Consider the following 24465-nt stretch of genomic DNA (forward strand, 5'->3'; position numbering starts at 1 on the left):
ATCTCTGTACAACATTTCCTAAGCATAGATTCATAGCTGTACAAGTCAAATCATTTGTATAAGTTTTTCTGTAGGCGCTGCCGCAGGCTGCGATCTCTTGATCCTGTCTTTGATTTGGGGGTTTTGAGAAGCAAAGATCAAAAGATCGCAGTCTTCGGCAGCTCCTACATGAGCCAGCCGATTTTCCATTGGGCGTTGTTTTGTAAAGCATGCCAATCGAATCGTTCGACGCGCTTGGTCAGCACCGCCTGCAACTCGACTTCGAGCACCGTGCCCTCTTCATCGCAAATCAGCTCAGTCACCAGGAAATGTTTTTCACGGTTTTGCGGGTGGGCTGCTGTCCATTTCGACAGCAGCAATTTGCGTGGGTTGATGCGATTCATTGCAAGTGCTCATGCAAGCGGCGGGCAGCTTCCTGGCCGCTGAGCCAGGCACCTTCGACGCGTCCGGACAGGCACCAGTCGCCGCAGGCATACAGGCCCAGATCAGCATCCGCCAGCGTGCCCCATTCGTGGCCCGTCGCCGGGCGTGCATAGAGCCAGCGATGGGCAAGACTGAAGGTCGGTGCGGGCATCGCGCTGTGCAGCAATTCGGCGAATGCGCCGTGCAGTTGCTCGATCACCGCTTCCTTGGGCAGGTCGATGTGCTGTCGGCTCCAGGCGCTGGTCGCGTGCAGTACCCACGTGTCGAGGGTGTTGTCGCGCCCCGGTTTACTGCGATTGCGCGCCAGCCAGTCGAGGGGACTGTCCTGCACGAAGCAACCCTCGATCGGAGTATCCAGCGGCGTATCGAAGGCGAGGGCGACGGCCCAGGTCGGGTCCATTTTTACCCCGGCGGCGGCACCGGCGAGTTTCGGTGCGGCGGCCAGCAGCGCGGTAGCTTGCGGTGCCGGTGTGGCGATCACGACATGACTGAATGGGCCGTGGGTAAAGCCTTCGGCGTCTTGCAGATGCCAATGCTCTTCGCCGCGATAGACCTCGGTAATCCGACAGGCAAATTGCACCTCCAGCCCCTCGAGCAAGCCGCGGGTGATGGCGCTCATCCGCGGTGCACCGACCCAGCGGGTCTGCTCGTCCGGCGACAGATTCAGTTGCCCGCCCTGGAAGGTGTAGAGCTGCGGTGTCCACTCGGCGACCCAGCCCTGACTTTGCCAGCGCTGTACCTCGGTGACAAAACGCCGATCACGGGCGGTGAAATATTGCGCGCCCAGATCCAGCGAACCGGCGTCGCTGCGTTTGCTCGACATACGTCCGCCGCTGCCGCGACTTTTATCGAACAATTGGACGGTGTGCCCAGTCTCCGTAAGAGCCTGAGCCGCCGAGAGTCCGGCGATGCCGGTGCCGATGATTGCGATAGGTACAGTCATAGGGGCCTCGTTTACCTTTCTGTACAGACTACGCCGTCGTTGAAACCTGTACAATTTTGTTTTTTGGTATAACTTCTAGCGTTCTCGTTCTGGCAGCTTGGCCTATGGTTAAACAATAGAACCTGCCCGATAGAAAAGATCCCTGCTTTTAAAAATAGACTAGTGATCCGGGTAAAACGCCACGCGAGGAAGATGTCATGCACATATTGCTGACCGGCGGTACTGGTTTGATCGGACGTCAACTCTGTCGACACTGGTCGGGGCAGGGGCATCACCTGACGGTTTGGAGTCGACGCCCGGAAGCGGTCGCGAAAATCTGCGGGACGCAGGTGCGCGGCATTGCAACGCTGGAAGAGCTTGGCGAAGAACCCGTCGACGCAATCATCAATCTTGCTGGCGCGCCGATTGCCGACCGACTCTGGACCCATCGACGTAAAGCGTTGCTGTGGAGCAGCCGCATCACGCTCACGGAAACCTTGTTGGCGTGGCTGGAAAAACGCGCGCAGAAACCGGCGCTGCTGATTTCGGGTTCGGCCATCGGCTGGTACGGCGACGGTGGTGAGCGCGAGTTGACCGAAGACTCACCGCCAGTAATCGACGATTTCGCCAGTCAGTTGTGCGTTGCCTGGGAAGAGACTGCCCAGCGCGCAGAGGCGTTGGGCATGCGCGTGGTGCTGGTGCGAACCGGTCTGGTGCTGTCGGCCGAGGGCGGCTTTTTGTCGCGGCTGTTGCTGCCGTTCAAACTTGGATTGGGCGGGCCTCTGGGCAATGGCCGGCAGTGGATGCCGTGGATTCATATCGACGACCAAATCGCCCTGATTGATTTTCTTCTGCATCGTGATGAGGCCAGTGGTCCTTATAATGCGTGCGCGCCAAAACCTGTGCGCAATCGCGAATTTGCCAAGACGCTGGGCAGTGTTTTACATCGTCCGGCGTTCATGCCAATGCCGACCCTGGCACTGAAGGTCGGTCTGGGCGAGTTGTCATTGCTGTTGCTGGGCGGCCAACGGGCCACGCCGGCACGCTTGCTGGAAGCGGGATTCAGTTTCCAGTTCACGGATTTACGCGCGGCTCTGGATGATCTCTCCAGCCGCCTCTGAAATAGGACGTTGCATGACCGATCACGCCTTGCTTCTGGTCAACCTGGGTTCCCCGGCCTCCACCTCGGTGGCCGATGTACGCCGCTACCTCAATCAATTTCTGATGGATCCGTACGTGATCGACCTGCCGTGGCCGGTGCGGCGTTTGCTGGTGTCGCTGATCCTGATCAAGCGACCCGAGCAATCCGCGCACGCCTACGCCTCGATCTGGTGGGAGGAGGGTTCGCCGCTGGTGGTGCTCAGCCGTCGCTTGCAAGAGCAGATGAAGGCGCAGTGGAAGCATGGCCCGGTCGACCTGGCCATGCGTTACGGCGAGCCTTCAGTTGAAACGTGCCTGACAAGGCTGGTCGCGGCAGGGCACAAGCGCATCACGCTGGCGCCGCTTTATCCACAGTTCGCCGACAGTACGACGACCACGGTGATCGAAGAGGCCCGGCGTGTAATCCGTGCGAAGAACCTCGATGTGAAGCTGTCGATCCTGCAACCGTTCTACGATCAGCCGGAATACCTCGACGCGCTGGTCGCCAGCGCCAGGCCGCATTTGCAGCAGGATTATGACCACCTGCTGCTGAGCTTCCATGGTTTGCCGGAGCGGCATCTGACCAAGCTTGATCCGACCGGGCAGCATTGTTTCAAGAACGAAGACTGCTGCAAGAACGCATCCCCAGCGGTTCTGGCTACCTGTTATCGCGCGCAATGCCTGCGCACGGCGGCACTGTTCGCCGAGCGCATGGGGCTGGCGGACGGCAAATGGTCGGTGTCGTTTCAGTCCCGTCTGGGCCGGGCGAAATGGATCGAACCCTACACCGAAGCGCGGCTTGATGAGTTGGCGAAAAGCGGCGTGAAGAAGCTTCTGGTGATGTGCCCGGCGTTTGTGGCCGATTGCATCGAGACGCTGGAAGAGATTGGCGATCGCGGCAAGGAGCAGTTCCGCGAAGCGGGGGGCGAGGAGCTGGTGCTGGTGCCGTGCCTGAATGACGACCCGCAATGGGCGAAGGCGTTGGCTACCTTGTGTGAACGAGCGCCTTTGGCCCTTTAGAGCCAACAGCTTCGCAAGCAGGCTCGCTCCCACATTTGATCTTCAGTGCGCTGAAGAACCTCTGTGGGAGCGAGCCTGCTCGCGAAAGCTATCTGTCAGGCAATAAACATCTTGAAGCCTTAGATCAGCGGCTCGTCCGGCTTCTTGTTCTTCCAGCCATCATTGCCCGGCAGCAGCAGGTTCAGCGCAATCGCCACCACCGCGCACAGCGCGATGCCTTTGAGGCCGAAGTCGTCCGGACCGGTGCCAGTGCCAACCAGCACACCGCCAATCCCGAACACCAACGTGACCGAAACAATCACCAGATTGCGTGCTTCGCCCAGATCGATCTTGTGGCGGATCAGGGTGTTCATGCCCACCGCCGCGATCGAACCAAACAACAAACACAGAATCCCGCCCATCACGGGTACCGGGATGCTTTGCAGCAGCGCGCCGAACTTGCCGACAAACGCCAGGCTGATGGCGAAGATCGCCGCCCAGGTCATGATTTTCGGGTTGTAGTTCTTGGTCAGCATCACTGCGCCAGTCACTTCGGCGTAGGTGGTGTTAGGCGGGCCGCCGAACATCCCGGCTGCGGTGGTGGCGATGCCGTCACCGAGCAGGGTGCGATGCAGGCCCGGCTTCTTCAGATAGTCACGACCGGTCACGCTACCGACTGCAATCACGCCGCCGATGTGTTCGATCGCCGGGGCCAATGCCACTGGAACGATGAACAGAATCGCCTGCCAGTTGAACTCCGGCGCGGTGAAATGCGGGATCGCGAACCACGGTGCTGCGGCAATTTTCGCGGTATCGACCACACCGAAATAGAACGCCATGGCGAATCCGACCAGCACGCCGGAAATGATCGGCACCAGACGGAAAATGCCTTTGCCGAACACTGCCACGATCAACGTGGTCAGCAGCGCTGGCATCGAGATCATCATTGCAGTCTGGTAATGGATCAGTTCGGAACCGTCGCCAGCCTTGCCCATCGCCATGTTCGCGGCAATCGGCGCCATGGCCAGGCCGATGGAGATGATCACCGGACCGATGACCACTGGCGGCAGCAGGCGGTCGATGAAACCGGTGCCTTTGATCTTCACGGCCAGGCCAAGAAAGGTGTAGACGAAACCGGCCGCCATCACGCCGCCCATGGTCGCGGCCAGGCCGAACTGGCCCTTGGCGAGAATGATCGGGGTGATGAATGCAAAGCTGGACGCCAGGAACACCGGCACCTGACGGCCAGTGACGATCTGGAACAGAATCGTCCCAAGACCTGCGGTAAACAGTGCCACGTTCGGGTCAAGGCCCGTGATCAGCGGCATCAGCACCAGAGCGCCGAAGGCCACGAACAGCATCTGGGCGCCGGACAGCACCGTGCGCCAGAGCGGATCGTTGAACTCTTGTTGCATGGTCACGCGTCCTTCTGCTTGGTGCCGAAGATCTTGTCACCGGCATCGCCAAGCCCTGGGATGATGTAACCGTGTTCGTTCAAACGTTCGTCAATCGAGGCGGTGTAGATGGTCACGTCCGGGTGAGCCTTTTCTACAGCGGCAATGCCTTCCGGCGCTGCAACCAGCACCATCGCGCGGATTTCCTTGCAGCCAGCCTTTTTCAGCAGGTCGATGGTCGCAACCATCGAGCTACCGGTGGCGAGCATCGGGTCGATGATCATCGCCAGACGTTCGTCGATTTCCGGAACCAGTTTTTCCAGATAGGTGTGGGCTTGCAGGGTTTCTTCGTTGCGGGCAACACCCACAGCGCTGACCTTGGCACCCGGGATCAGGCTGAGCACGCCTTCGAGCATGCCGATGCCGGCACGCAGGATTGGCACGACAGTGATCTTCTTGCCGGCAATTTTCTCGACCGACACGGTGCCGCACCAACCTTCGATATCGTAGGTTTCCAGCGGCAGGTCTTTAGTTGCTTCGTAGGTCAGCAGCGCACCGACTTCCTGAGCGAGCTCGCGGAAATTCTTGGTGCTGATGTCTGCGCGGCGCATAAGGCCAAGTTTGTGACGGATCAGCGGATGGCGGATCTCTTGGATGGACATGGGGAAAGGCTCCGGCGGCGGGCAAAAAAACCGGCCTAGATTAATCTATCCGAGGGTGATGTCCTATAGGACATAGAGTACGTTAGTCCATAAAGGCTTGATTCAGCCGTGCGAGATGCGTACCTTTGCCCGCTTTTCGCGACTATACCCCCCTTCAACCACCCCCCGGAGAGCGCCATGTCCGCTGATCTCGAGCATATCCGTCAAATCATGCGAGAGGCTGACTGCCTGTACACCGAGTCTGAAGTCGAGGCCGCCATTGCCCGCGTCGGTGCACAAATCAACGAAACACTGGCCGAGAGCAACCCGGTGGTGTTCTGCGTGATGAACGGCGGGCTGATTTTTTCCGGCAAGCTGCTGACTCATCTGCATTTCCCGCTGGAAGCGTCCTACCTGCACGCGACTCGCTATCGCAACGAAACCAGCGGCGGTGATCTGTTCTGGAAGGCCAAGCCAGAAGTCTCGTTTCTTGACCGTGACGTGCTGATCATCGACGACATCCTCGATGAAGGTCACACCCTCGGCGCGATCATCGATTACTGCAAACACGCCGGCGCGCGCAAAGTGCACACCGCCGTGCTGATCGACAAGGATCACGACCGCAAGGCGCGTCCTGACCTGAAAGCAGACTTCGTCGGCCTGCCGTGCATCGACCGTTACATCTTCGGTTACGGCATGGACTACAAAGGCTACTGGCGTAACGCCAACGGGATCTTTGCTGTTAAAGGGATGTAAGCAAGATCAAAAGATCGCAACGTTCCGCAGCCCCTGCAAGGGATTGATGTACACCCTGCAGGAGCTGCGGAACGCTGCGATCTTTTGCTTTTAATCCCATGCTAGAGTGCTTGGCCCCGCCCTCCGGAGCCTGCCATGAGCCTCTTGATTCGCAGCCTTGCCGCCCTGTTGCTCACCCTCAGCCTGCCTTTGTCCGCCGCGCCGATGCACAGCCAGTTCCTGCCGCCGGACGATCTGACCCTGCGCGATGCCGAGCCCGAACATCAGCAACTGATGCAGGTCACGGACTATTCGGTGGTGGTCGGCGCGCAACGTCAGTCCAATCAGCAGCCGATTCCGGTCACCTCGCCACTGATGATCCGCCTCAAGGGCAAATCCCTGAACAAAGGTGCGACAATCACTCAGGTGCTGGTCAGCTTCGATGGCGAAAGCAAAAGCCTGAAAAAACCGCTCTATGACGACAAAAGCAAAACCCTGACGCTGTTTTATCCGCTGGCTCAATACCGTGTGGTGATCGATCTGCTGCGCAACGACACCGTCTATGCGCAATTCCTCAGTTACGCCAACGGCCATATCTGGGCCGATTTGCACACCGGTAGCGTGCGTGCGCGTTGAGCCGAGCGGCAGGGCAGGGGTAAACTGCCCGCCCCGTGTCATGTCTGCGAGCTGGAGTCGGCAATGCGTAAAGATAAGAAACAAGTGATTGGTGACGAGATCGGCGATGAGCAGATCAAGCTGTTCCTCGATTTTGAACCGGTCGACGCCACTTCGCCGTCGTTGCACAAACTGATCAAGGCTTACCGTGGTCTGCGAATCGACGATTTCGAGCGGTTTCTGACGTTCTTTGTGGCGGCTGGGTACGATGTCGACGGCAAGGACGAGCAGGGCCAGACGTTTGTTGACCAGATCCGCGATCAACGCAACGCTGCGGAATACATCGAACTGATCGACAAGGCTCGCGGTTAAGGTCTAAAGACAAGATCAAAAGATCGCAGCCTTCGGCAGCTCCTACAGAGGATTGGTGTTCACCCTGTAGGAGCTGCCGAAGGCTGCGATCTTTTGCTTTTTGGCAGGCATAAAAAAACGCCCCGCACTCAGTGAGCTGCGGGGCGTTTTTTATGCGGCACGATCAAGCGTAGCTTGGCGTCTCGCTGCTTTCTTCAACCAGTTCCAGGGCGATGTTGTTCTGCGTGTTGATCTTGCGATACAGCGCAGCATCGGTTTCCAGAACCTTTTCACGGGCCGGGAAGATTTCCGCCAGTTTGCCAGCCCACTCGCCGGACGCTTTGCCCGGGAAGCACTTCTCGATCAGTTCCAGCATGATCGAAACGGTCACCGATGCACCTGGCGATGCGCCGAGCAGGGCCGCAAGGGAACCATCCTTGGCCGCGACCAGTTCGGTCCCGAATTGCAGGATGCCGCCCTTTTTCGGGTCTTTCTTGATGATCTGTACCCGTTGGCCGGCCACTTCCAGGCGCCAGTCTTCGGCTTTCGCCTCCGGGTAGAAACGGCGCAGGGAATCCAGACGCTGCTCCATCGACTGCATCACTTCGCTGACCAGGTACTTGGTCAGGTCCATGTTGTTTTTTGCCACCGCCAGCATCGGCCCGATATTGCCGGCGCGAACCGACAGCGGCAGGTCCATGAACGAACCGTGCTTGAGGAACTTGGTGGTGAAACCGGCGTAAGGGCCGAACAGCAGGGATTTCTTGCCATCGACCACGCGGGTGTCCAGGTGCGGCACCGACATCGGTGGCGAACCTACGGCAGCCTGGCTGTAAACCTTGGCCTGGTGCTGTTTGACCACTTGCGGGTTGTCGCAACGCAGCCACTGGCCGCTGATCGGGAAGCCGCCGAAACCTTTGCTTTCTTCGATGCCCGAAGCCTGCAGCAATGGCAGGGCCGCGCCACCGGCGCCGAGGAAGACGAATTTGGCATCGACTTCACGGCTGCTGCCGCTGTTGACGTCCTTGATGCTGACGGTCCAGCCGCTGCCGTTACGCTTGAGGCCGGTGACGCGCTTGCAGTATTTGACCTGGGCGTCGGGAGCGCTGGTCAGGTGCTTGAGCAACTGATTGGTCAGGGCGCCGAAGTTGACGTCGGTGCCGTTCATCACGCGGGTCGCGGCGAGCACTTCGTCCGGCGAGCGGCCCGGCATCATCAGCGGCATCCACTCGGCCATTTTGGCCTTGTCCTCGGTGTACTCCATGTCGGCGAAGGCGTGGTGCTTGCTCAGCACATCGAAGCGTGACTTGAGGAAGGACACGCCACTGTCGCCCTGCACGAAACTCAGGTGCGGCACCGGGCTGATGAAGGATTTGCACGAGCCGAAGGTGCCTTTTTTGGTCAGGTACGACCAGAACTGCTTGGACACTTCGAACTGGGTATTGATGTGCACGGCTTTCTTGATATCGACGCTGCCGTCGGCCGCTTGCGGCGTGTAATTCAGCTCGCACAGGCCAGCGTGGCCAGTACCGGCGTTGTTCCACGGATTGGAACTCTCCGCAGCACCGGAGTCCATCAGCTCGACAACTTCCAGTTTGATCGCCGGATCGAGCTCTTTGAGCAGCACTGCAAGGGTGGCACTCATGATGCCGGCCCCAACCAGTACTACGTCGACTGCTTCGTTATGCGCCATTTAACGCGTCTCCAAAATCTGCAGCACCAAATTGTCGGCATGGCTGCCAGGCATTCAGGGACAGGTCAATTATGTCCCGGCTATCCGTGGTCAGGTTCGCCATGTCCGAATCTTCGCAATTTTTCGCAACTTTGACGGATGCGTGCGGCGTGGCTTCCAGAGCTCCATGAACTCATTTCAGCGCCCGGCTGGCAATTCGACTTATGGTCGAGACATCCGTTTTTGTGCAACCAAATCCGTAGCGGACAGGCTTCAGGCTCCGGTATTCGAGGTATACCCGGTCCTGTGTCGTTGGGCTGTTTCAGACGCTAATGGTGCATGTTCAGACGCAAAACTATTCATTTGCTCGCCACACTCTTGTGAAGTTGTGAAAACCCGTTTTTTTCACGCTCTTTTGAAGACGTGAACCTCAAAAAAGGGCTGTCCAAGCCTGGCACCCTGCCCGCAAAGGCAAAACAACGCGGTGGCCGAGCGTCATGACAGCTCTGCAGATTCGCGAAAAGCGGGGGTTTTGCCGGAAGAACAGGCAAGCGCGCCAACTTCACTCGATCTGTGTGGGCGACTCTCTGTGGGCGATTTTGGATGCCAATGCAAACGCATTGACGGTGTTGCGGGGCCCGATCAGGAGACGTCCTTATAATCGGGGGGAGATTGTATCGAAGAAATGCGCGGAGTTGGTCGAGTTTAATGACTTTTATTAGGCATCCGGTCAGATGCTCAACTGCACCTGCGCCCGTGCGCGCATTTGACGCGGTACGACCCGGGCGCTGGCGGGCAGCGGCTGGTTCAACCAGGTAAGGCGGATTTCTTCTATTTCCACCCAGCCATCGCCCATCGGCTGCAGGCTGCACTGCTTGAAGGCCTGACAGTGACCGTTGCGGTCGAGCAGGGCAAAACTGCGATGCAGCGGGCGTGGCGCGAACAACGAGATCAGATAACGCATGGCCGAGTACCTGGTTGGAGGACTGATTTGAAGGATGCCGACCAGCCGTGACGTGTACATGTATGGCGGGTGAAGAATCTGTGACAGGAACCGCTTTCGACGGGGTTTGTCAGACATTTCAGTATTCACTGTGCGGCGCTGGTTACCCGCAGTGGCCCACCGCTATACTGCCGGCCTGTTTGTGCCTGATTCTGGAGAGAAAAGCATGTTGCAACGCCTGTTGTTCGGTTTGATCACTGTGGCCGGTTTGACTCTGGCCGGCTGCGCCCACAGCCCGCAACAACTGAGTCCGGAACCGAAGCTGACCACGCAATTGCCTGCGGTCGGCCGTGGCCAGCCAGTCGTCGTGCGTGTGGTTGACGGTCGTCCGTCGCCAACTCTGGGCACCCGTGGCGGTCTGTATCCTGAGACCAGTGCCATTACTGTACAGCGCGAGCAGATCCTGCCGAAGTTGCAGGCTCAGGCTGAAGCCGCCGTGCGTTTGCTCGGGTTCACCCCGACCAACAACGCGCCCAACGCTCCGCAACTGACTGTGACCCTGGCCGAACTGAAATATCAGTCGCCCAAAGAAGGCATGTACGTGACTGAGGCGACCATCGGCGCGACCTTCCGCTCTGACGTGCAGAACGCCAACCGTCGCTACAGCGGCCGTTACGGTGCTTCGCTGGACCAGCGCTTCGGCATGGCGCCGAACCAGGAAACCAATACCAAACTGGTCAGCGATGTGTTGAGCGATGCGCTGACGCGTTTGTTCAAGGATCCGACCGTGGGTCAGGTTCTGGCTGAATAAGCGGGTCGCCTGATGTGAAAAAGCCCGGTGCCAGTGATGGTTCCGGGCTTTTTCATGCCTACATCTCTACCTGCATAACCCCCATCCCTGTAGGAGCTGCCGCAGGCTGCGATCTTTTGATCTTGTTTTCAAACAATCAAAATCAAAAGTTCGCAGCCTGCGGCAGCTCCTACAGGGGGCGTATCGTTCAGGCAGCCTGCGAATAAAAATCGAGAACGCTAACCCCCGTCAGCAAATCTGTCTCGGGCAAATCCGCGTGCTGATGCCCGCCCAGCGCGCAATACACCAGCCAATGACGATCCTGAACATTGAAGGCGAGGCTGCCAACGAGACTTTGCTGCTCGTCGTAGGGGGTGATGAGGTACAGACGATCCTGGTTTTCAGCGTGAAGCATGACGCGTTCCATGTGTGTTTCGAGGCGCGCATGGTGGTGCATCCACATGACGAAGCCGTGACACAGGACAGCCATCGGTCGATTGCCGGGTTATTTGTCGTAAATGAGAGGCGTCGGGGACAGGTTTCGGTAGAATCCTGGCGCGGTCGTCTGTCTGGCGTCTGCCACACTGATTAAGTTTGAGGTCTGTGATGTCGCTGCATTTGATGACGCTGTTTACCAACCATCCCGCCAAATTGATCAATCTGCTGGCGCTGCTGTTGGCGTTCCCCGGCAGTTGGCTGCTGCACGCGACCCGCCGCCGCGAACAACGCGCATCGGCCAGCATCGCCGCGCAGCGCCAGGCTCAGCCGAACGCTGAACCGATCCTCGATTGGTCGACGTTGCGCATGAACCGCTTTTTCTATCGCTTCGGTTTTGCCTGCCTGGGCTTGGCGCTGGTCATTTCCTGGATCAGCACCCAATTCTGAATTGAATGCAAAACCCCTCGCCACCGTCACGTGGTGTCAGGAAAAAAAACGGCGCCCTCGGGCGCCGTTTTCGCGTCGGATCGAAGCCGCTTATAACGGCAACCCAGCCTTGACCCGATACTGGTTACGCACCGGCGTTGCATATTGCAGCACCAGATACGGACGATGCTCTTCAGGGCAAGCGTCCAGCCGTGACTGCCACTCTTCCTGCGCCTTGGCCAGCTCATCCGCCGGGAACACCTCGGCAGCTTTCGGCACATTCAGTTGCGGATCAGCATCGGCCCACTGCGCATACGCCAGGTAATGCACCGGGAACAACCGGTAGCCGCCGAGAATCTGCTTGTCCATTTCGACTGCCAATTGCTTGGTGTCTTCAAACAGCTCGGTAATGGGCGCGGCAAAGTTCACGTGCACCCGGCCCTTATAGCCGGTGATGCCCTTGGCAATGCTCACGTCATCTTCGCCCGACACTTTGCTGTAGGTGCCGGTAGTGGCGCGGATGTACAGCTCGCGGGCCTTGGCCTGGTCGCACGGATCGTATTCGTAGCTGATCGACACCGGGGTGACGTTCAGCGACTGAATCACTTCGCCGAACGGCTCGTCCTTGCGGCTCATGTGGAACATCTTGAGAATCGCCGATTCGGTGCGGTCGTCGCCATCCTTCGCCCGGCCTTCGGCCTGTGCAATCCAGATCGAGGCGCAATCATTGCGGATCGAGTGGTTGATGTACGCCGACAGCAACTGATACGCGGCCATTTTTTCGCGACGGCCGGTGATCGAGCGATGCACGATGAAACTCTTGTTCAGACGCATCAGGTCGCTGACAAACGGCTTCTGCAACAGGTTGTCACCAATCGCGATACGCGGGGTCGGCAGGCCGGCGTGGTACACGGCGTAGTTGACGAAGGCCGGGTCCATGACGATGTCGCGGTGGTTGGCGATGAACAGATACGCGCTGCCGGACTTGAATTGCTCGACCCCGGTGTAGGTCACGCCGTCGGTGGCGCGCTCGATGGTGTGGTCGACGTACGCCTCGATTTTGTCCTGCAAAGTTGCCACCGATGTCACGTCGGCAAACTCACGACGCAGCCGATGGGCTATAAGTGGTTTGAGCATCCAGCCGAAAGGACCGGCAAAACGCGGGAAGCGGAAGTGGGTGAGGATATCTAGAAACGCCTTGTCGCCGAGCAGTCTTGCCAGTACCACGGGTACTTCGCTGTCGTCGTAAGGTCGGATGGCATCGAATTCGCCCATCATGCTCTCTTGTTGGAAACGGCTAGGGTAAGTAAAGGTTTTGATCGAAAACCAACGGGGCACGGTCTGAAAAAATAGCCAGACAAAAATAGCCCTGCAAATAGACCGGCGATTATACGCACAAGTCACTTGGGAGACCGCGATGCTGGAAGCTGCACTGTATGAATGTCCTTATTGTAGGGAGCAGGTCGAGACGTCAGTGGACTTGTCCGGCGGCGATCAGACTTATATCGAGGACTGTCAGGTGTGTTGTCGCCCGATCACGTTTGTATTGCAGGTTCACGGTGAGGAATGGCATCTGGAAGTGTTCAGCGAAAACGAGTGAGGGGCGCCCATGCAGCGGATCTACGAACCGGAAAACCTGTTGGAAGGCGAAATGCTCAAGGGCATGCTCGCCAGCGAAGGTATCGAGGCGCATCTGGTGGGCCGGGATTTGCTCGGCGGCGCGGGCGAGTTGCCGATTTTCGGGTTGCTGGGGCTGTCGGTCGATAACGATCAGGCCCAATACGCCCTCGAACTGATCACCGCGTACAATGCCGCGCTGCCGCTGCCCGGCGACGAACCGGAGAGCTTCCCCGGTACGCTGGTCTGTTAGGCTGACGTTCGTTTTATTTTTTGAGTTGTGTTGCCCCATGTGTGGACGTTATGCCCTGTTTCGCTGGAACCGCGACTTCGCGGCTCTGCCAGGTTTTCCTGCCGATCAACTGGCGCAGTGGAACATTTCCCCCAACGATTCGGTGTTGATGCTGCGTGCCGGTGAAGACGGCGAGCGCACGCTGGCCCGCGCCCGCTGGGGGCTGACGCCGCCGTGGTTGACGGACTTGTCACGCACGCCGGCGCATGCCCGCGCCGAAACCGTGGCCGAGCAACCGATGTTTCGCGAGGCGCTACGTTTGCGTCGCTGCCTGCTGCCGGCCAACGGCTTTTATGAATGGCGCGGCACCCAGCGCAAGCGCCCGTACTGGCTGACGCCGGGCGAGGGGGCTTCGCTGTTTTTTGCGGCGATCTGGGAAGCGTACCCGGTGCAGGAGCAGGTGTGGTTGAGCACGGCGGTGATCACTCAATCAGCGGCCAGTCAACGCCGGCCGTTGATTCTGGATGAGGCGGGGCAGGCTGCGTGGCTTGATCCCGCGACGCCGCTGCATGCCTTGCAAGCATTGCTCGCCAGTGAACCGGCCGCGTTGCGCGAGCGGGTGTTGGCGAACATGGTCAATGATCCGAAACTCAATGGGCCGGAGTGTCTGACGCCGGGTTAAAGCGAAAGCCCCTCCCTCCAGCCCTCAGGGAGAGGGCTGGGGGGAGCTTTTGCTCTGCGGGATATGTCTGAAAGTCGCTGCAACACGTCCGTTGTATCTGGCGCCAATACAATTACCCACCTACGATACGCGACAGGTTTTCAGGGAGCTTTTGAATGAACAAGACATTGGTTGTAAGTGCACTGAGCGCAGCGCTGTTGCTGGCCGGTTGTCAGTCGGTCAACACCACCAGCGGCGGCGCCGTGGGTGTGGAGCGCAAGCAATACATGTTCAGCATGCTGTCCTCGCAAGAGGTCGATCAGATGTATGCCCAGTCGTATCAGAAGACCGTGGGTGAGGCGTCGGCCAAGGGTGTGCTGGACAAGACCAGCAGCGACGCCAAGCGAGTTCAGGCCATCTCCAGCCGTCTGATCGCCCAGGCGCCGAATTTCCGTCCGGATTCGGCGCAGTGGAAGTGGGAAGTCAATCTGATCAAGAGCGACGAGCTCAACGCCAACTGCGGCCCTGGCGGCAAGATCATTTTCTACACCGGGCTGATCGACAAACTGAAACTCACCGACGATGAAATCGCCGCAATCATCGGCCATGAAATCGCCCACGCTCTGCGCGAGCATGGTCGTGAAGCGATGTCCAAGGCCTATGGCATTGAAATGGCCAAACAGGGCGCGGGCGCACTGCTCGGTCTTGGCCAGGACAGCCTGGCGCTGGCCGATACCGTGGCCAACTACGGCATGACCCTGCCTAACAGCCGCGCCAACGAAAACGAAGCCGACCTGATCGGCCTGGAGCTGGCCGCTCGCGCCGGCTACAACCCGAACGCCGCGATCACTCTGTGGAACAAGATGAGCAAGGCGTCGGAAGGTTCGCCGCCAGAGTTCATGAGCACACACCCGGCGTCGACCAGCCGGATTGCTTCGTTGCAGGCGGCGATTCCGAAGGTGATGCCGCTTTACGAAAAAGCTCCGAAGTCCTGATTATCTTTCAGCGAGGCTGATGCTCCCTTCGCGAGCAGGCTCGCTCCCACAGGTTCGGTAGTGCTCACACAATCTGTGAGCGCCGTAAATCCCTGTGGGAGCGAGCCTGCTCGCGAAGAACGATGACGCGGTTTATCGACTTGTGCCGTTAAATCCAGCCGCTGCTCTGCATCGCCTTGTACACCGCAACCAGCGCCAGAATCAGGAATGCCGAGGCCGCCAGGCGTCGGATCAAGGTCAGCGGCAGTTTGTCCGCGGCAAAATTACCCGCCAGTACGACCGGCACGTTGGCAATCAGCATGCCCAATGTGGTGCCGATGATCACCAGCCACAACTCCGGATATTGCGCGGCGAGCATCACCGTCGCAACCTGGGTTTTGTCACCCATTTCTGCAAGGAAGAACGCGATAAGCGTGGTCAGGAACGGCCCGAACTTGCGCGCGGTGCTGGCTTCATCGTCATCCATTTTGTCCGGGACCAACGTCCACAGTGCAGTGGCTGCGAAGCTTGCGGCGAGAATCCAGTGCAACACGGAGTCGGAGAAGAAGCTGCCAAACCAGGCACCTACCGCACCGGCTGCTGCGTGGTTGGCCAGGGTCGCAGCGACGATGCCGGCAATGATCGGCCAGGGTTTGCGAAAGCGAGCAGCCAGAATCAGCGCGAGCAGTTGCGTCTTGTCGCCGATTTCGGCCAAGGCAACGATTGCGGTGGGAACGAGTAATGAGTCCAGCATCAGGATTTTCCTAAGGGGCGGGTCGACACGGCTATGACACGTACAGCCTTCCCGCCCCGGGTAAGGTGTGCGTGTCATAGGTCTTGTCAAACCCTGCAATCCGTCTGATGCGGACGCTTGGGTCGCATACGCCATGATCTGAGGATCAAGTATGTTGACGTATGCCGGACGAGCTTGGTGCTCGTGGGAGACTACTCCCCTAGGACGGAGCGGATTCTGCCTTCGCAAATCCGATAGAGCAAGAACAAATTTTCAGCCGCGCTTGGCCCGGTAAATCCGGAAACCGTTACCCTCAGCCTTGATCGCACAGATTCCGAGGTGCTCTTCAATCAGCGGTTGATACTTCAGGAAGCTATTGGCAACCAAGCGAAGTTCGCCACCGTTTTTCAGATGTTTGGCCGCTTTTCGCAGCAAGTTCTCGGTGGCGAAATAATCGGTATGAACGCCGACATGGAACGGCGGATTGCTCAGAATCGCGCTCAGACCCATCGGTGCAGCATCGATACCGTCACCGGTCAGTACTTCAGCCTCCAGCCCGTTGGCTGCAAGTGTCAGACGGCTGCTGGCGGCGGCAAAAGCATCGACGTCGAGCAAAGTGACCTGATTGTGCGGGTAGCGACGTTTTACCGCAGCCCCCAACACTCCAGCGCCACAGCCGAAATCCAGCAGGTGGCCGCTCGGCAGTTTGTCCAGATGCTCCAGCAACAGCGCGCTGCCGCGATCCAGTCGACCATGGCTGAACACGCCCGGCAGGCTGATGACTTTTAGCGCACCTTCGGCCAGCGGCAACTCATACGTTTGAGCCAGGCTTTCCAGCGACTTCACTTCAGGGGCATCGGCTACTGTGACTTGCCAGAGCTGGCAGTGCCGCGCGCTGTCGAGCTTGCGCGGCTTGCCGAACGGGTTGAGCTGCTTGGAAGCGCCTTCGATGCCGCTGCGTTTCTCCCCGACCAGAAATACTTCGCGCCCGGCCAGGCGCGCGGCCACGGCGTTGAGGATGTAGTCGGTCAAGTCCTTGGACTTGGGCAGGAACACCACGGCGCTGTCGAACTCGCGCTCGGGGATGTTCACGCCGAAATGGCTGCGGCCTTCGAAGCGCGCCTCCAGGGCGTTTTGATCACCGGCATGCCAGCACCAGCCAAACGCGTTGGGCAGGCGACCGAGCAAATCGTCGGCAGGCAAACCGGCCAACAACAACGAACCCTGGAATAACTCGGGCTGACGAAGCAGTACTTCACTGCGCGGATCCATATCTGCTCCTCAAAAAAAAGTGCCGCAGTTTATCAACTGACGACTCGCAGCGCCTTACCGCTGAAGAACGCTTCGGCGTTTTCGGTCAATTGACCGACGATGCGCTGCCGCGCCTCACGGCTGCCCCAGGCGTTGTGCGGCGTGACGATGAGACGCGGAATGTCGGCGGCCAGCAGCGGATTGCCCTGAGTGGGCGGCTCGACACTCAGCACGTCAGTGGCGGCGCCACCTAGATGACCGGCGCGCAAGGCATCGGCCAGCGCCTGCTCATCGATCAGTCCGCCGCGGGCGGTGTTAATCACGAGCGCGCCGGGTTTCATCGAAGCCAGTTCGCGAGCGCCGATGAAGTGGCGAGTGTGTTCGTTGAGCGGGCAGTGCAACGTCAGGGCGTCGATCTGCGGGAGCAACTCATCCAGCGGCAAACGATCCGCCCGGGCGGGGCGCCCTGGAATCTGTCCGAGCAATACGCGCATGCCGAACGCTTCGGCCAGTCGCGCAACGGCGCCGCCGAGTTCGCCATGACCGAGCAAGCCGAGGGTTTTGCCTTGCAGTTCGACAATCGGGTAGTCGAGCAGGCAGAACTGTTTCGCCTGCTGCCAGCGACCTTCACCGACGGCTTTTTGATAATCGGCCAGGCGGGTGGCGAGGTTGAGCAGCAGCATGATGGTGTGTTGCGCCACCGATGGCGTGCCGTAACCCTGGCAGTTGCACACCGTGATGCCGTGGGCGCGAGCGGCCACCAGATCGACGTTGTTGGTGCCAGTGGCGGTGATCAGGATCAGTTTCAGGTCAGGGTTGGCGGCCATGGCGGCGGCGTCGATCAGGATCTTGTTGCTGATCGCCACGGTGGCACCTTGCAGGCGTTGGGCAACCTGTTCAGGCAAGGTCTGAGCGAACAATTGCAAGTCGCTGAAGCAGGCGCGCAACGGGCTGAGGTCGAGATCGCCAAGATCCAGTGAAGGATGATCAAGGAATACGGCGCGGCGCGGGTTCGTCATCAACTGTACCTTTTGTGCTGTGAACGGAAGGCGTAATCTGCCGAGCCTACCAGATGAAACAATTGGTTACTCGGTGTCGGCGGTGCTCCAAAATCCTGTGGGAGCGAGCACCTGCGCCTTGAGTCCGATTTGACTGATCAACTCCAGAGGAGCCCCCATGTACTGGACCGAGTTCTTGACCGTTGCACTGATCCACCTGCTGGCCGTCGCCAGCCCCGGCCCGGACTTTGCCGTGGTCGTGCGCGAAAGCGTCACCCACGGAAGACGCGCCGGTACCTGGACGGCGCTGGGTGTGGGCACGGCGATTTTCCTGCATGTGGGCTATTCGCTGCTGGGCATCGGTTTGATCGTGTCGCAGTCGATTGTGCTGTTCAACGCACTGAAATGGGCGGCTGCGGCGTACCTGCTATACATCGGCTTCAAGGCGTTGCGTGCGCAACCGGCAAAAGCCGTCAGCGATGACCTGCACAAGGAAGCGGGCGAGCGCACCGCCCGTGGTGCGTTCACTTCGGGCTTCGTGACCAACGGCCTGAATCCGAAAGCCACACTGTTCTTCCTGTCGTTGTTCACCGTGGTGATCAACCCGCACACGCCCCTGGCGATGCAGGCCGGCTACGGCGTTTACCTCGCCGTAGCGACCGCTTTCTGGTTCTGCCTGGTGGCCATGCTGTTCAGCCAGCAACGTGTACGCGCCGGTTTCGCCCGCATGGGCCACTGGTTCGACCGCACCATGGGCGCTGTGCTGATCGCCCTCGGTGTGAAAATCGCGTTCACCGAAATGCATTGATCGATGAGAAACGGGCAAATGCTGGCGCAAAGCTAGCATTTGTACGGCTCTGCAAATCATTCCTTTGGCTGATTTGGCTGGCGTATAAGGGTTTTAGAGTACAAATCTCTCCGCCAACACCGAGCCGTCAGAAAAGGGATTCTTATGTTGCAGACTCGCGTCATTCCCCCAGCCGATGGGGCCTACCAGTATCCATTGCTGATCAAACGGCTGCTGATGTCCGGTGCCCGTTACGAGAAAACCCGCGAGATCATCTACCGTGACCAGTTTCGCTACAGCTACCCGACCCTGATCGAGCGCGTGGCGCGGCTGGCCAACGTGTTGACGGCTGCCGGCGTCAAGGCCGGTGACACCGTGGCGGTGATGGACTGGGACAGTCACCGTTACCTGGAATGCATGTTTGCCGTTCCGATGATCGGCGCGGTGATCCACACCATCAACGTGCGCCTTTCGCCGGAGCAGATCCTCTACACCATGAACCACGCCGAGGACCGCTTTGTGCTGGTCAACAGCGAGTTCGTCGGGCTGTACCAGGCGATTGCGCCGCACCTGACCACGGTCGAGAAAACCCTGCTGCTGACCGATCTGCCGGAAAAAACCGCCGAGCTGCCGAATCTGGTGGGCGAGTACGAGCAACTGCTGGCCGCCGCCAGCCCGCAGTACAACTTTGAGGACTTCGACGAAAACTCGGTCGCCACCACGTTCTATACAACCGGCACCACCGGCAACCCGAAAGGTGTGTACTTCACCCATCGGCAACTGGTGCTGCACACCATGGGCGTGTCGACGATCATGGGCTCCATCGACAGCGTGCGCCTGCTCGGCACCAACGACGTCTATATGCCAATCACGCCGATGTTCCATGTCCACGCGTGGGGCCTGCCGTATGTGGCGACCATGCTCGGGCTCAAACAGGTTTATCCGGGGCGTTACGATCCGGAGTTTCTGGTGGAGCTGTGGCGCAAGGAGAAGGTCACGTTCTCCCATTGCGTGCCGACCATTTTGCAAATGCTGCTCAACGCCAAAGGTGCGCAGGAAACCGATTTCGGCGGCTGGAAAATCGTCATTGGCGGCAGCGCACTCAACCGTACCTTGTACGAAACCGCCAAGGCTCGCGGCATTCAACTGACCGCCGCCTATGGCATGTCCGAGACCGGACCATTGGTATCGTGCGCACACCTCAACGACGAACTGATGGCCGGCACCGAGGACGAACGCACCACTTATCGAATCAAGGCCGGTGTGCCGGGCCCGCTGGTGGAAGCCGCGATTGTCGATGCCGAAGGCAACTTCCTCCCGGCCGATGGCGAAACTCAGGGCGAGCTTGTGCTGCGTGCGCCGTGGCTGACCGAAGGTTATTTCAACGAACCGCAAAAAGGCGCCGAACTGTGGGCCGGCGGCTGGCTGCACACCGGCGACGTCGCGACGCTCGACAGCATGGGCGTGATCGACATCCGTGACCGGATCAAGGACGTGATCAAGACCGGTGGCGAATGGATTTCCTCGCTGGACCTCGAAGACCTGATCAGCCGTCACGTCGCGGTACGCGAAGTAGCAGTGGTGGGCATCGCCGATCCGCAGTGGGGCGAGCGCCCGTTTGCCCTGCTGGTGATCCGTGAAGGGCATGAAATCGGGGCGCGGGAGCTCAAGGAACACCTCAAGCCATTTGTGGAGCTGGGGCATCTGAGCAAGTGGGCGATTCCGAGCCAGATCGCTCTTGTTACGGAAATTCCCAAGACCAGCGTCGGCAAGCTCGACAAGAAGCGCATCCGCCTCGACATCACTGAATGGCAGGCCAATAACAGCACCTTCCTCTCGACCCTTTAAGTCCCTGCTGGCGCGCCGAAAACGGCGCGCCAGACCCGCCAAGCAAGCGCTTGCCTTGTGAAATCGAAAATTTCAGCCATCCTTGCCATGCCGACACGTGTCGGCCTGGCGAAAGGACTGTTCCAGAGTGGTCGGCAGCTGCAAATCACACTTTAGAGGGATCAAGCTCTACAACCTGCTGGCTATAGTCCACTTAAGGATTTTTAAGAACGTGGCACACGCACAAGATGGGGCGATGCATCTTTGGAGTGACGTCGGACAGCCTTTGGCATCCGGTCCTCCAGACGTTTTTAAAAGTACTCACTGCCATAACAATAATGCACATGGAGTAGCGTCGATGACCTCAGTAAACCAGTTCTGGCGCCGGGCGAAACTGCCTCTGGCGGTCAGTCTTGCTTCTTCGCTCGCCGGGCCTGCATTCGGCGTCAGTTTCAACGTTGGTGAAATCGAAGGTCAGTTCGATTCATCCCTGTCGATCGGCGCAAGTTGGTCTACCCAGAGCCCGAACAAGAACCTCATCGGCGTCAACAATGGTGGTCACGGCCTGTCGCAGACTTCTGACGATGGCCACGCCAACTTCAAGAGCGGCGAAACCTTTTCGAAGATCTTCAAGGGCATCCATGACCTTGAGTTGAAATACGGCGACACCGGCGTGTTCGTCCGTGGCAAATACTGGTACGACTTCGAACTCAAGGACGAAAGCCGTCAGTTCAAGGACATCAGCGACAGCAATCGCAAGGAAGGCGCCAAGTCTTCCGGCGGGCAGATCCTCGACGCCTTCGTCTACCACAACTACGCCATCGCCGATCAACCGGGCTCGGTTCGTCTGGGCAAGCAGGTAGTGAGCTGGGGTGAAAGTACCTTCATCGGTGGCGGCATCAACTCGATCAACCCGATCGACGTGTCTGCATTCCGTCGTCCAGGTGCCGAGATCAAGGAAGGCCTGATCCCGGTCAACATGTTCTACGTGTCTCAGAGCCTGACCGACAATCTGTCGGCCGAAGCCTTCTATCAGCTGGAATGGGACCAGACCGTCGTCGATAACTGCGGCACCTTCTTTTCACAGCCGGACATTGTCGCCGACGGTTGCAACGACAACCTGCGCGTGCTGAACAAGCGTTCGACTATTCCAGCCGTTGCACTGGGGCCGTTGGCCGCCAACGGCGTCGATGTCAATCAGGAAGGCGTTCTGGTGCGCCGTGGTCCGGATCGCGATGCCCGTGACAGCGGTCAGTGGGGCGCGTCCCTGAAGTACATGTTCGAGCCTCTGGATACCGAGTTCGGCGCGTACTTCATGAACTACCACAGCCGTGCGCCGATCTTCAGCGCAACCGGTGCGCCGCGGTCGGTCTACAACACTGCCGCCGGTCTGCCCGGGCCGTTCGCAGCTCTCGCACCACTGCTGGTGGCGGGCAACTCGAATTACTTTATTGAATACCCTGAGGACATTCGCCTCTACGGCCTGAGCTTCTCCACCACCCTGCCTACCGGTACGGCGTGGAGCGGTGAGATCAGCTATCGCCCGAATGCACCCGTACAACTGAACTCCACCGACATCCTGTTCGCCGGTGTTCGTCCGCTGGGCGGCGCACTGACCAACGCTTCGCTGCTAAATGGCGTTCCTGGTCAGGATCTGCACGGCTATGAGCGCAAGGAAATCACCCAACTGCAGACGACCTTCACGCACTTCTTCGATCAGGTCATGGGCGCCAGCCGTCTGACCCTCGTGGGTGAAGCGGGCATGACCTACGTGGGCGGTCTGGAAAGCCGTTCCGACAAGCGTTATGGCCGGGATCCGGTTTATGGCCCGGGTGAGTTGCCGGCCACTGGCGGTATCAATACCTGCGCCAACATTCTCAACGCCAGCACCATCAATGGTGCAGGGCCGGGTTCGCCGCAGAACAACCGCAGCCGCAATTGCGACAACGACGGCTTTACCACATCGATGTCGTGGGGCTATCGCGGTCGGGCCATCTGGGATTACAACGACGTCTTCGCCGGTGTGAACCTCAAGCCGAACGTGGCCTGGTCCCATGACGTCAGCGGCTACTCGCCGGGCCCTGGCGGCAACTTCGAGGAAGGTCGCAAAGCGGTCAGTCTGGGCGTCGATGCCGAGTACCAGAACACCTACACCGCGAGCCTGGCCTACACCAACTTCTTCGACGGCAAGTACACCACCGTGGATGACCGCGACTTCGTTGCGCTCAGCTTCGGCGTGAACTTCTAAGCACTGCATTTCAGGACGAACGAATTTATGAAAATAACAAAAAGTCTGTTCCACGCCGGTGTTCTGGGTCTGTCGCTGCTGGCGACCGGCGTCATGGCCGCAGTGCCTGCTGGCGAAGCGGACAAGCTGGGCAAGAGCCTGACCCCGATGGGCGCAGAAATGGCGGGTAACGCCGATGGCTCGATCCCGGCCTGGAAGCCGTTGCCGAAGAATGCCGGTGCGGTCGATGCGCGTGGTTTCCTGTCCAACCCTTACGCCAGTGAGCAACCGTTGTTCACCATCACCGCCAAGGATGTCGACAAGTACAAAGACAAACTTGCGCCGGGCCAGTACGCGATGTTCAAGCGCTACCCGGAAACCTTCAAGATGCCGGTCTATCCATCGCATCGCGGCGCTACCGTGCCGGATGAGGTGTTCGCCTCCATCAAGAAAAACGCCACCACCACCACGCTGGTGTCGGGCGGCAACGGTCTGGAAAACTTCGAAACGGCTGTGCCGTTCCCGATTCCGAAAACCGGCGTCGAAGTCATCTGGAACCACATCACCCGCTATCGTGGCGGCAGCGTGACGCGTCTGGTGACCCAGGCCACGCCGCAACCGAACGGCTCTTACAGCCTGGTGTATTTCCAGGATCAGTTCGTGTTCCGCGACAAGATGAAAGACTACGATCCGGCGAACCCAGGCAACATCCTGTTCTACTTCAAGCAGAAAGTGACTGCGCCGGCACGTCTGGCCGGTGGTGTGCTGCTGGTGCACGAGACCCTCGACCAGGTTAAAGAGCCACGTTCGGCGTGGGTCTACAACGCCGGTCAGCGCCGTGTGCGCCGCGCACCGCAAGTGTCCTATGACGGCCCGGGTACTGCGGCGGACGGTCTGCGTACCTCCGACAACCTGGACATGTTCAACGGCGCGCCGGATCGCTACGACTGGAAGCTCGAAGGCAAAAAAGAGATGTACATCGCCTCCGACAGCTACAAGCTCGACGATCCGAAACTGAAATACGCCGACATCATCAAGGCCGGCCACATCAACCAGGATCTGGCACGTTACGAGCTGCGCCGCGTCTGGCACGTGGTTGCGACCCTGAAGGAAGGTCAGCGCCACATCTACGCCAAACGTGACTTCTACATCGACGAGGACACCTGGCAAGCAGCGGTCATCGACCATTACGACGGTCGTGGTCAGCTGTGGCGTGTGGCCGAGGCGCATGCCGAGAACTACTACGACAAACAAGTGCCGTGGTATGCCCTGGAAACCCTCTATGACCTGCAATCCGGCCGCTACCTGGCGCTGGGCATGAAGAACGAAGAGAAGAGTGCGTATGACTTCGGCTTCACCGCGACCACCAGCGACTTCACCCCGGCCGCTCTGCGTCAGGAAGGTGTTCGTTAAACCGCTGTAAACCCGAGGCCGCATCCTCGTGAAAACGCCCCGACTGGTTCGGGGCGTTTTTTTTATGATCATTTTTGTACCGCTTTGTGTAGGCGCTGCCGCAGGCTGTGATCTTTTGATCCTGCTTTGGATTCAGAAACATTCTCGTCAAAAGATTGCAGCCTTCGGCAGCGCCTACAGGATTTGGCGTGCAGGTCGTTGTAGCCTTTTTGTAGCCATTTGTAGCAACTACCTTCATTACCGGTTCGTTTAAGGC

General features: G+C 59.1%; 27 protein-coding genes and 1 riboswitch. Of the genes, 15 read left to right on the forward strand and 12 right to left on the reverse strand.

Annotated elements, in window-relative coordinates:
- Window positions 1-164: 164 nt before the first annotated feature.
- Together H8B20_RS05175 and H8B20_RS05180 are read right to left on the reverse strand one after the other, a co-directional pair.
- A complete protein-coding gene (locus H8B20_RS05175; protein WP_042561036.1) occupies window positions 165-383 on the reverse strand; it encodes a TIGR02450 family Trp-rich protein in 219 nt (72 codons plus the stop codon).
- Complete coding sequence (locus H8B20_RS05180; protein WP_047303137.1) at window positions 380-1366, reverse strand: NAD(P)/FAD-dependent oxidoreductase; 987 nt, start codon at window positions 1364-1366, stop codon at window positions 380-382. Before H8B20_RS05180 ends, H8B20_RS05175 begins: the two co-directional genes overlap by 4 nt.
- Before the next feature lie 197 nt (window positions 1367-1563).
- On the opposite strand from H8B20_RS05180, the gene H8B20_RS05185 reads away from it, so the two are divergent.
- The gene (locus H8B20_RS05185) at window positions 1564-2466 is read left to right on the forward strand and encodes a TIGR01777 family oxidoreductase (protein WP_210622555.1); all 903 of its coding nucleotides are present in this window, start codon (window positions 1564-1566) and stop codon (window positions 2464-2466) included.
- Between the two features lie 13 nt (window positions 2467-2479).
- Window positions 2480-3505 (forward strand): ferrochelatase, encoded by a 1026-nt coding sequence (gene hemH, locus H8B20_RS05190; protein WP_042561033.1) that lies wholly within the window; start codon window positions 2480-2482, stop codon window positions 3503-3505.
- Between the two features lie 119 nt (window positions 3506-3624).
- Here the strand turns inward: hemH and H8B20_RS05195 are convergent, their stop codons facing one another.
- A complete protein-coding gene (locus H8B20_RS05195; protein ID WP_042561032.1) occupies window positions 3625-4899 on the reverse strand; it encodes a uracil-xanthine permease family protein in 1275 nt (424 codons plus the stop codon).
- Window positions 4900-4901: 2 nt separating this feature from the next.
- The gene (gene upp, locus H8B20_RS05200; RefSeq protein WP_042561031.1) at window positions 4902-5540 is read right to left on the reverse strand and encodes a uracil phosphoribosyltransferase; all 639 of its coding nucleotides are present in this window, start codon (window positions 5538-5540) and stop codon (window positions 4902-4904) included.
- Between the two features lie 177 nt (window positions 5541-5717).
- Here upp and H8B20_RS05205 point away from each other — a divergent pair, with 177 nt between their 5' ends.
- The 3 genes from H8B20_RS05205 to H8B20_RS05215 all read left to right on the forward strand — a co-directional run bounded on the left by H8B20_RS05205 (window position 5718) and on the right by H8B20_RS05215 (window position 7241).
- Window positions 5718-6275 carry a hypoxanthine-guanine phosphoribosyltransferase gene (locus tag H8B20_RS05205; protein ID WP_042561030.1) on the forward strand — a complete coding sequence of 186 codons (558 nt, stop codon included), beginning with the start codon at window positions 5718-5720 and terminating at the stop codon, window positions 6273-6275.
- A gap of 135 nt (window positions 6276-6410) precedes the next feature.
- The gene (locus tag H8B20_RS05210) at window positions 6411-6890 is read left to right on the forward strand and encodes a hypothetical protein (RefSeq protein ID WP_210622556.1); all 480 of its coding nucleotides are present in this window, start codon (window positions 6411-6413) and stop codon (window positions 6888-6890) included.
- A gap of 63 nt (window positions 6891-6953) precedes the next feature.
- Entirely contained in the window at window positions 6954-7241 is a 288-nt protein-coding gene (locus H8B20_RS05215) for a PA4642 family protein (protein WP_210622557.1), read from the forward strand.
- A gap of 163 nt (window positions 7242-7404) precedes the next feature.
- Here the strand turns inward: H8B20_RS05215 and mqo are convergent, their stop codons facing one another.
- Window positions 7405-8913 carry a malate dehydrogenase (quinone) gene (mqo, locus tag H8B20_RS05220; protein WP_042561027.1) on the reverse strand — a complete coding sequence of 503 codons (1509 nt, stop codon included), beginning with the start codon at window positions 8911-8913 and terminating at the stop codon, window positions 7405-7407.
- Between the two features lie 709 nt (window positions 8914-9622).
- Window positions 9623-9856 carry a hypothetical protein gene (locus H8B20_RS05225; protein WP_042561026.1) on the reverse strand — a complete coding sequence of 78 codons (234 nt, stop codon included), beginning with the start codon at window positions 9854-9856 and terminating at the stop codon, window positions 9623-9625.
- Between the two features lie 205 nt (window positions 9857-10061).
- On the opposite strand from H8B20_RS05225, the gene H8B20_RS05230 reads away from it, so the two are divergent.
- Window positions 10062-10646, forward strand: coding sequence for a YajG family lipoprotein (locus H8B20_RS05230; RefSeq protein WP_007912832.1), 585 nt, complete (start codon window positions 10062-10064; stop codon window positions 10644-10646).
- Window positions 10647-10833: 187 nt separating this feature from the next.
- Here the strand turns inward: H8B20_RS05230 and H8B20_RS05235 are convergent, their stop codons facing one another.
- On the reverse strand, window positions 10834-11040 hold the full coding sequence (locus tag H8B20_RS05235; protein WP_008083982.1) for a hypothetical protein: 207 nt from the start codon (window positions 11038-11040) through the stop codon (window positions 10834-10836).
- A gap of 191 nt (window positions 11041-11231) precedes the next feature.
- Between H8B20_RS05235 and H8B20_RS05240 the strand changes: the two genes are divergently transcribed.
- Window positions 11232-11510 carry a hypothetical protein gene (locus H8B20_RS05240; protein ID WP_042561025.1) on the forward strand — a complete coding sequence of 93 codons (279 nt, stop codon included), beginning with the start codon at window positions 11232-11234 and terminating at the stop codon, window positions 11508-11510.
- Window positions 11511-11600: 90 nt separating this feature from the next.
- Here H8B20_RS05240 and H8B20_RS05245 read toward each other — a convergent pair whose 3' ends face one another.
- Complete coding sequence (locus tag H8B20_RS05245; protein ID WP_200892968.1) at window positions 11601-12764, reverse strand: 1-acyl-sn-glycerol-3-phosphate acyltransferase; 1164 nt, start codon at window positions 12762-12764, stop codon at window positions 11601-11603.
- A gap of 142 nt (window positions 12765-12906) precedes the next feature.
- Here H8B20_RS05245 and H8B20_RS05250 point away from each other — a divergent pair, with 142 nt between their 5' ends.
- From H8B20_RS05250 to H8B20_RS05265, 4 genes are all read left to right on the forward strand, one after another.
- Window positions 12907-13089, forward strand: a complete 183-nt coding sequence (locus tag H8B20_RS05250; protein ID WP_210622558.1) for a CPXCG motif-containing cysteine-rich protein — start codon at window positions 12907-12909, stop codon at window positions 13087-13089.
- A 9-nt stretch (window positions 13090-13098) separates the two neighbouring features.
- Window positions 13099-13359, forward strand: coding sequence for a putative signal transducing protein (locus H8B20_RS05255; protein ID WP_047303124.1), 261 nt, complete (start codon window positions 13099-13101; stop codon window positions 13357-13359).
- Window positions 13360-13396: 37 nt separating this feature from the next.
- Entirely contained in the window at window positions 13397-14020 is a 624-nt protein-coding gene (locus tag H8B20_RS05260; RefSeq protein WP_042561021.1) for an SOS response-associated peptidase, read from the forward strand.
- A 155-nt stretch (window positions 14021-14175) separates the two neighbouring features.
- Complete coding sequence (locus H8B20_RS05265; RefSeq protein WP_210622559.1) at window positions 14176-14994, forward strand: M48 family metallopeptidase; 819 nt, start codon at window positions 14176-14178, stop codon at window positions 14992-14994.
- A 148-nt stretch (window positions 14995-15142) separates the two neighbouring features.
- On the opposite strand, the gene H8B20_RS05270 is transcribed toward H8B20_RS05265, so the two are convergent.
- The 3 genes from H8B20_RS05270 to H8B20_RS05280 form a co-directional block, all read right to left on the reverse strand.
- Window positions 15143-15727 (reverse strand): TMEM165/GDT1 family protein, encoded by a 585-nt coding sequence (locus H8B20_RS05270; RefSeq protein ID WP_115148164.1) that lies wholly within the window; start codon window positions 15725-15727, stop codon window positions 15143-15145.
- A gap of 88 nt (window positions 15728-15815) precedes the next feature.
- A riboswitch (yybP-ykoY riboswitch) is annotated at window positions 15816-15940 on the reverse strand.
- A gap of 39 nt (window positions 15941-15979) precedes the next feature.
- The gene (locus H8B20_RS05275) at window positions 15980-16978 is read right to left on the reverse strand and encodes a class I SAM-dependent methyltransferase (RefSeq protein WP_210622560.1); all 999 of its coding nucleotides are present in this window, start codon (window positions 16976-16978) and stop codon (window positions 15980-15982) included.
- 32 nt (window positions 16979-17010) lie between these two features.
- Window positions 17011-17976: a 2-hydroxyacid dehydrogenase gene (locus H8B20_RS05280; protein WP_210622561.1), complete on the reverse strand. Its 966-nt coding sequence runs from the start codon at window positions 17974-17976 to the stop codon at window positions 17011-17013.
- 157 nt (window positions 17977-18133) lie between these two features.
- On the opposite strand from H8B20_RS05280, the gene H8B20_RS05285 reads away from it, so the two are divergent.
- From H8B20_RS05285 to H8B20_RS05300, 4 genes are all read left to right on the forward strand, one after another.
- A complete protein-coding gene (locus tag H8B20_RS05285) occupies window positions 18134-18763 on the forward strand; it encodes a LysE family translocator (protein ID WP_042561016.1) in 630 nt (209 codons plus the stop codon).
- A gap of 144 nt (window positions 18764-18907) precedes the next feature.
- Window positions 18908-20590, forward strand: coding sequence for a fatty acid--CoA ligase (locus tag H8B20_RS05290; RefSeq protein WP_210622562.1), 1683 nt, complete (start codon window positions 18908-18910; stop codon window positions 20588-20590).
- Between the two features lie 337 nt (window positions 20591-20927).
- Complete coding sequence (locus tag H8B20_RS05295; protein WP_042561014.1) at window positions 20928-22817, forward strand: DUF1302 domain-containing protein; 1890 nt, start codon at window positions 20928-20930, stop codon at window positions 22815-22817.
- A gap of 27 nt (window positions 22818-22844) precedes the next feature.
- Complete coding sequence (locus H8B20_RS05300; RefSeq protein ID WP_042561013.1) at window positions 22845-24209, forward strand: DUF1329 domain-containing protein; 1365 nt, start codon at window positions 22845-22847, stop codon at window positions 24207-24209.
- Here H8B20_RS05300 and H8B20_RS05305 read toward each other — a convergent pair.
- Window positions 24172-24447 carry a hypothetical protein gene (locus H8B20_RS05305; protein ID WP_210622563.1) on the reverse strand — a complete coding sequence of 92 codons (276 nt, stop codon included), beginning with the start codon at window positions 24445-24447 and terminating at the stop codon, window positions 24172-24174. The genes H8B20_RS05300 and H8B20_RS05305 overlap by 38 nt on opposite strands.
- Window positions 24448-24465: the final 18 nt, after the last annotated feature.

It is taken from the genome of Pseudomonas sp. P42, from assembly GCF_017973755.1.
Classification (GTDB): Bacteria; Pseudomonadota; Gammaproteobacteria; order Pseudomonadales; family Pseudomonadaceae; genus Aquipseudomonas; species Aquipseudomonas iridis.

What these genes read in the sequence shown, in the direction of transcription:
- H8B20_RS05195 (WP_042561032.1), bottom strand. Translation starts at nt 4,899, where the DNA reads ATGCAACAAGAGTTCAACGATCCGCTCTGGCGCACGGTGCTGTCCGGC.
- H8B20_RS05215 (WP_210622557.1), top strand. Translation starts at nt 6,954, where the DNA reads ATGCGTAAAGATAAGAAACAAGTGATTGGTGACGAGATCGGCGATGAG.
- H8B20_RS05210 (WP_210622556.1), top strand. Translation starts at nt 6,411, where the DNA reads ATGAGCCTCTTGATTCGCAGCCTTGCCGCCCTGTTGCTCACCCTCAGC.
- upp (WP_042561031.1), bottom strand. Translation starts at nt 5,540, where the DNA reads ATGTCCATCCAAGAGATCCGCCATCCGCTGATCCGTCACAAACTTGGC.
- H8B20_RS05250 (WP_210622558.1), top strand. Translation starts at nt 12,907, where the DNA reads ATGCTGGAAGCTGCACTGTATGAATGTCCTTATTGTAGGGAGCAGGTC.
- H8B20_RS05230 (WP_007912832.1), top strand. Translation starts at nt 10,062, where the DNA reads ATGTTGCAACGCCTGTTGTTCGGTTTGATCACTGTGGCCGGTTTGACT.
- H8B20_RS05175 (WP_042561036.1), bottom strand. Translation starts at nt 383, where the DNA reads ATGAATCGCATCAACCCACGCAAATTGCTGCTGTCGAAATGGACAGCA.
- H8B20_RS05245 (WP_200892968.1), bottom strand. Translation starts at nt 12,764, where the DNA reads ATGGGCGAATTCGATGCCATCCGACCTTACGACGACAGCGAAGTACCC.
- H8B20_RS05225 (WP_042561026.1), bottom strand. Translation starts at nt 9,856, where the DNA reads ATGCGTTATCTGATCTCGTTGTTCGCGCCACGCCCGCTGCATCGCAGT.
- H8B20_RS05260 (WP_042561021.1), top strand. Translation starts at nt 13,397, where the DNA reads ATGTGTGGACGTTATGCCCTGTTTCGCTGGAACCGCGACTTCGCGGCT.
- H8B20_RS05265 (WP_210622559.1), top strand. Translation starts at nt 14,176, where the DNA reads ATGAACAAGACATTGGTTGTAAGTGCACTGAGCGCAGCGCTGTTGCTG.
- H8B20_RS05270 (WP_115148164.1), bottom strand. Translation starts at nt 15,727, where the DNA reads ATGCTGGACTCATTACTCGTTCCCACCGCAATCGTTGCCTTGGCCGAA.
- H8B20_RS05275 (WP_210622560.1), bottom strand. Translation starts at nt 16,978, where the DNA reads ATGGATCCGCGCAGTGAAGTACTGCTTCGTCAGCCCGAGTTATTCCAG.
- H8B20_RS05305 (WP_210622563.1), bottom strand. Translation starts at nt 24,447, where the DNA reads ATGAAGGTAGTTGCTACAAATGGCTACAAAAAGGCTACAACGACCTGC.
- H8B20_RS05290 (WP_210622562.1), top strand. Translation starts at nt 18,908, where the DNA reads ATGTTGCAGACTCGCGTCATTCCCCCAGCCGATGGGGCCTACCAGTAT.
- H8B20_RS05205 (WP_042561030.1), top strand. Translation starts at nt 5,718, where the DNA reads ATGTCCGCTGATCTCGAGCATATCCGTCAAATCATGCGAGAGGCTGAC.
- H8B20_RS05235 (WP_008083982.1), bottom strand. Translation starts at nt 11,040, where the DNA reads ATGCTTCACGCTGAAAACCAGGATCGTCTGTACCTCATCACCCCCTAC.
- H8B20_RS05180 (WP_047303137.1), bottom strand. Translation starts at nt 1,366, where the DNA reads ATGACTGTACCTATCGCAATCATCGGCACCGGCATCGCCGGACTCTCG.
- mqo (WP_042561027.1), bottom strand. Translation starts at nt 8,913, where the DNA reads ATGGCGCATAACGAAGCAGTCGACGTAGTACTGGTTGGGGCCGGCATC.
- H8B20_RS05255 (WP_047303124.1), top strand. Translation starts at nt 13,099, where the DNA reads ATGCAGCGGATCTACGAACCGGAAAACCTGTTGGAAGGCGAAATGCTC.
- H8B20_RS05285 (WP_042561016.1), top strand. Translation starts at nt 18,134, where the DNA reads ATGTACTGGACCGAGTTCTTGACCGTTGCACTGATCCACCTGCTGGCC.
- H8B20_RS05185 (WP_210622555.1), top strand. Translation starts at nt 1,564, where the DNA reads ATGCACATATTGCTGACCGGCGGTACTGGTTTGATCGGACGTCAACTC.
- H8B20_RS05240 (WP_042561025.1), top strand. Translation starts at nt 11,232, where the DNA reads ATGTCGCTGCATTTGATGACGCTGTTTACCAACCATCCCGCCAAATTG.
- H8B20_RS05295 (WP_042561014.1), top strand. Translation starts at nt 20,928, where the DNA reads ATGACCTCAGTAAACCAGTTCTGGCGCCGGGCGAAACTGCCTCTGGCG.
- H8B20_RS05280 (WP_210622561.1), bottom strand. Translation starts at nt 17,976, where the DNA reads ATGACGAACCCGCGCCGCGCCGTATTCCTTGATCATCCTTCACTGGAT.
- hemH (WP_042561033.1), top strand. Translation starts at nt 2,480, where the DNA reads ATGACCGATCACGCCTTGCTTCTGGTCAACCTGGGTTCCCCGGCCTCC.
- H8B20_RS05300 (WP_042561013.1), top strand. Translation starts at nt 22,845, where the DNA reads ATGAAAATAACAAAAAGTCTGTTCCACGCCGGTGTTCTGGGTCTGTCG.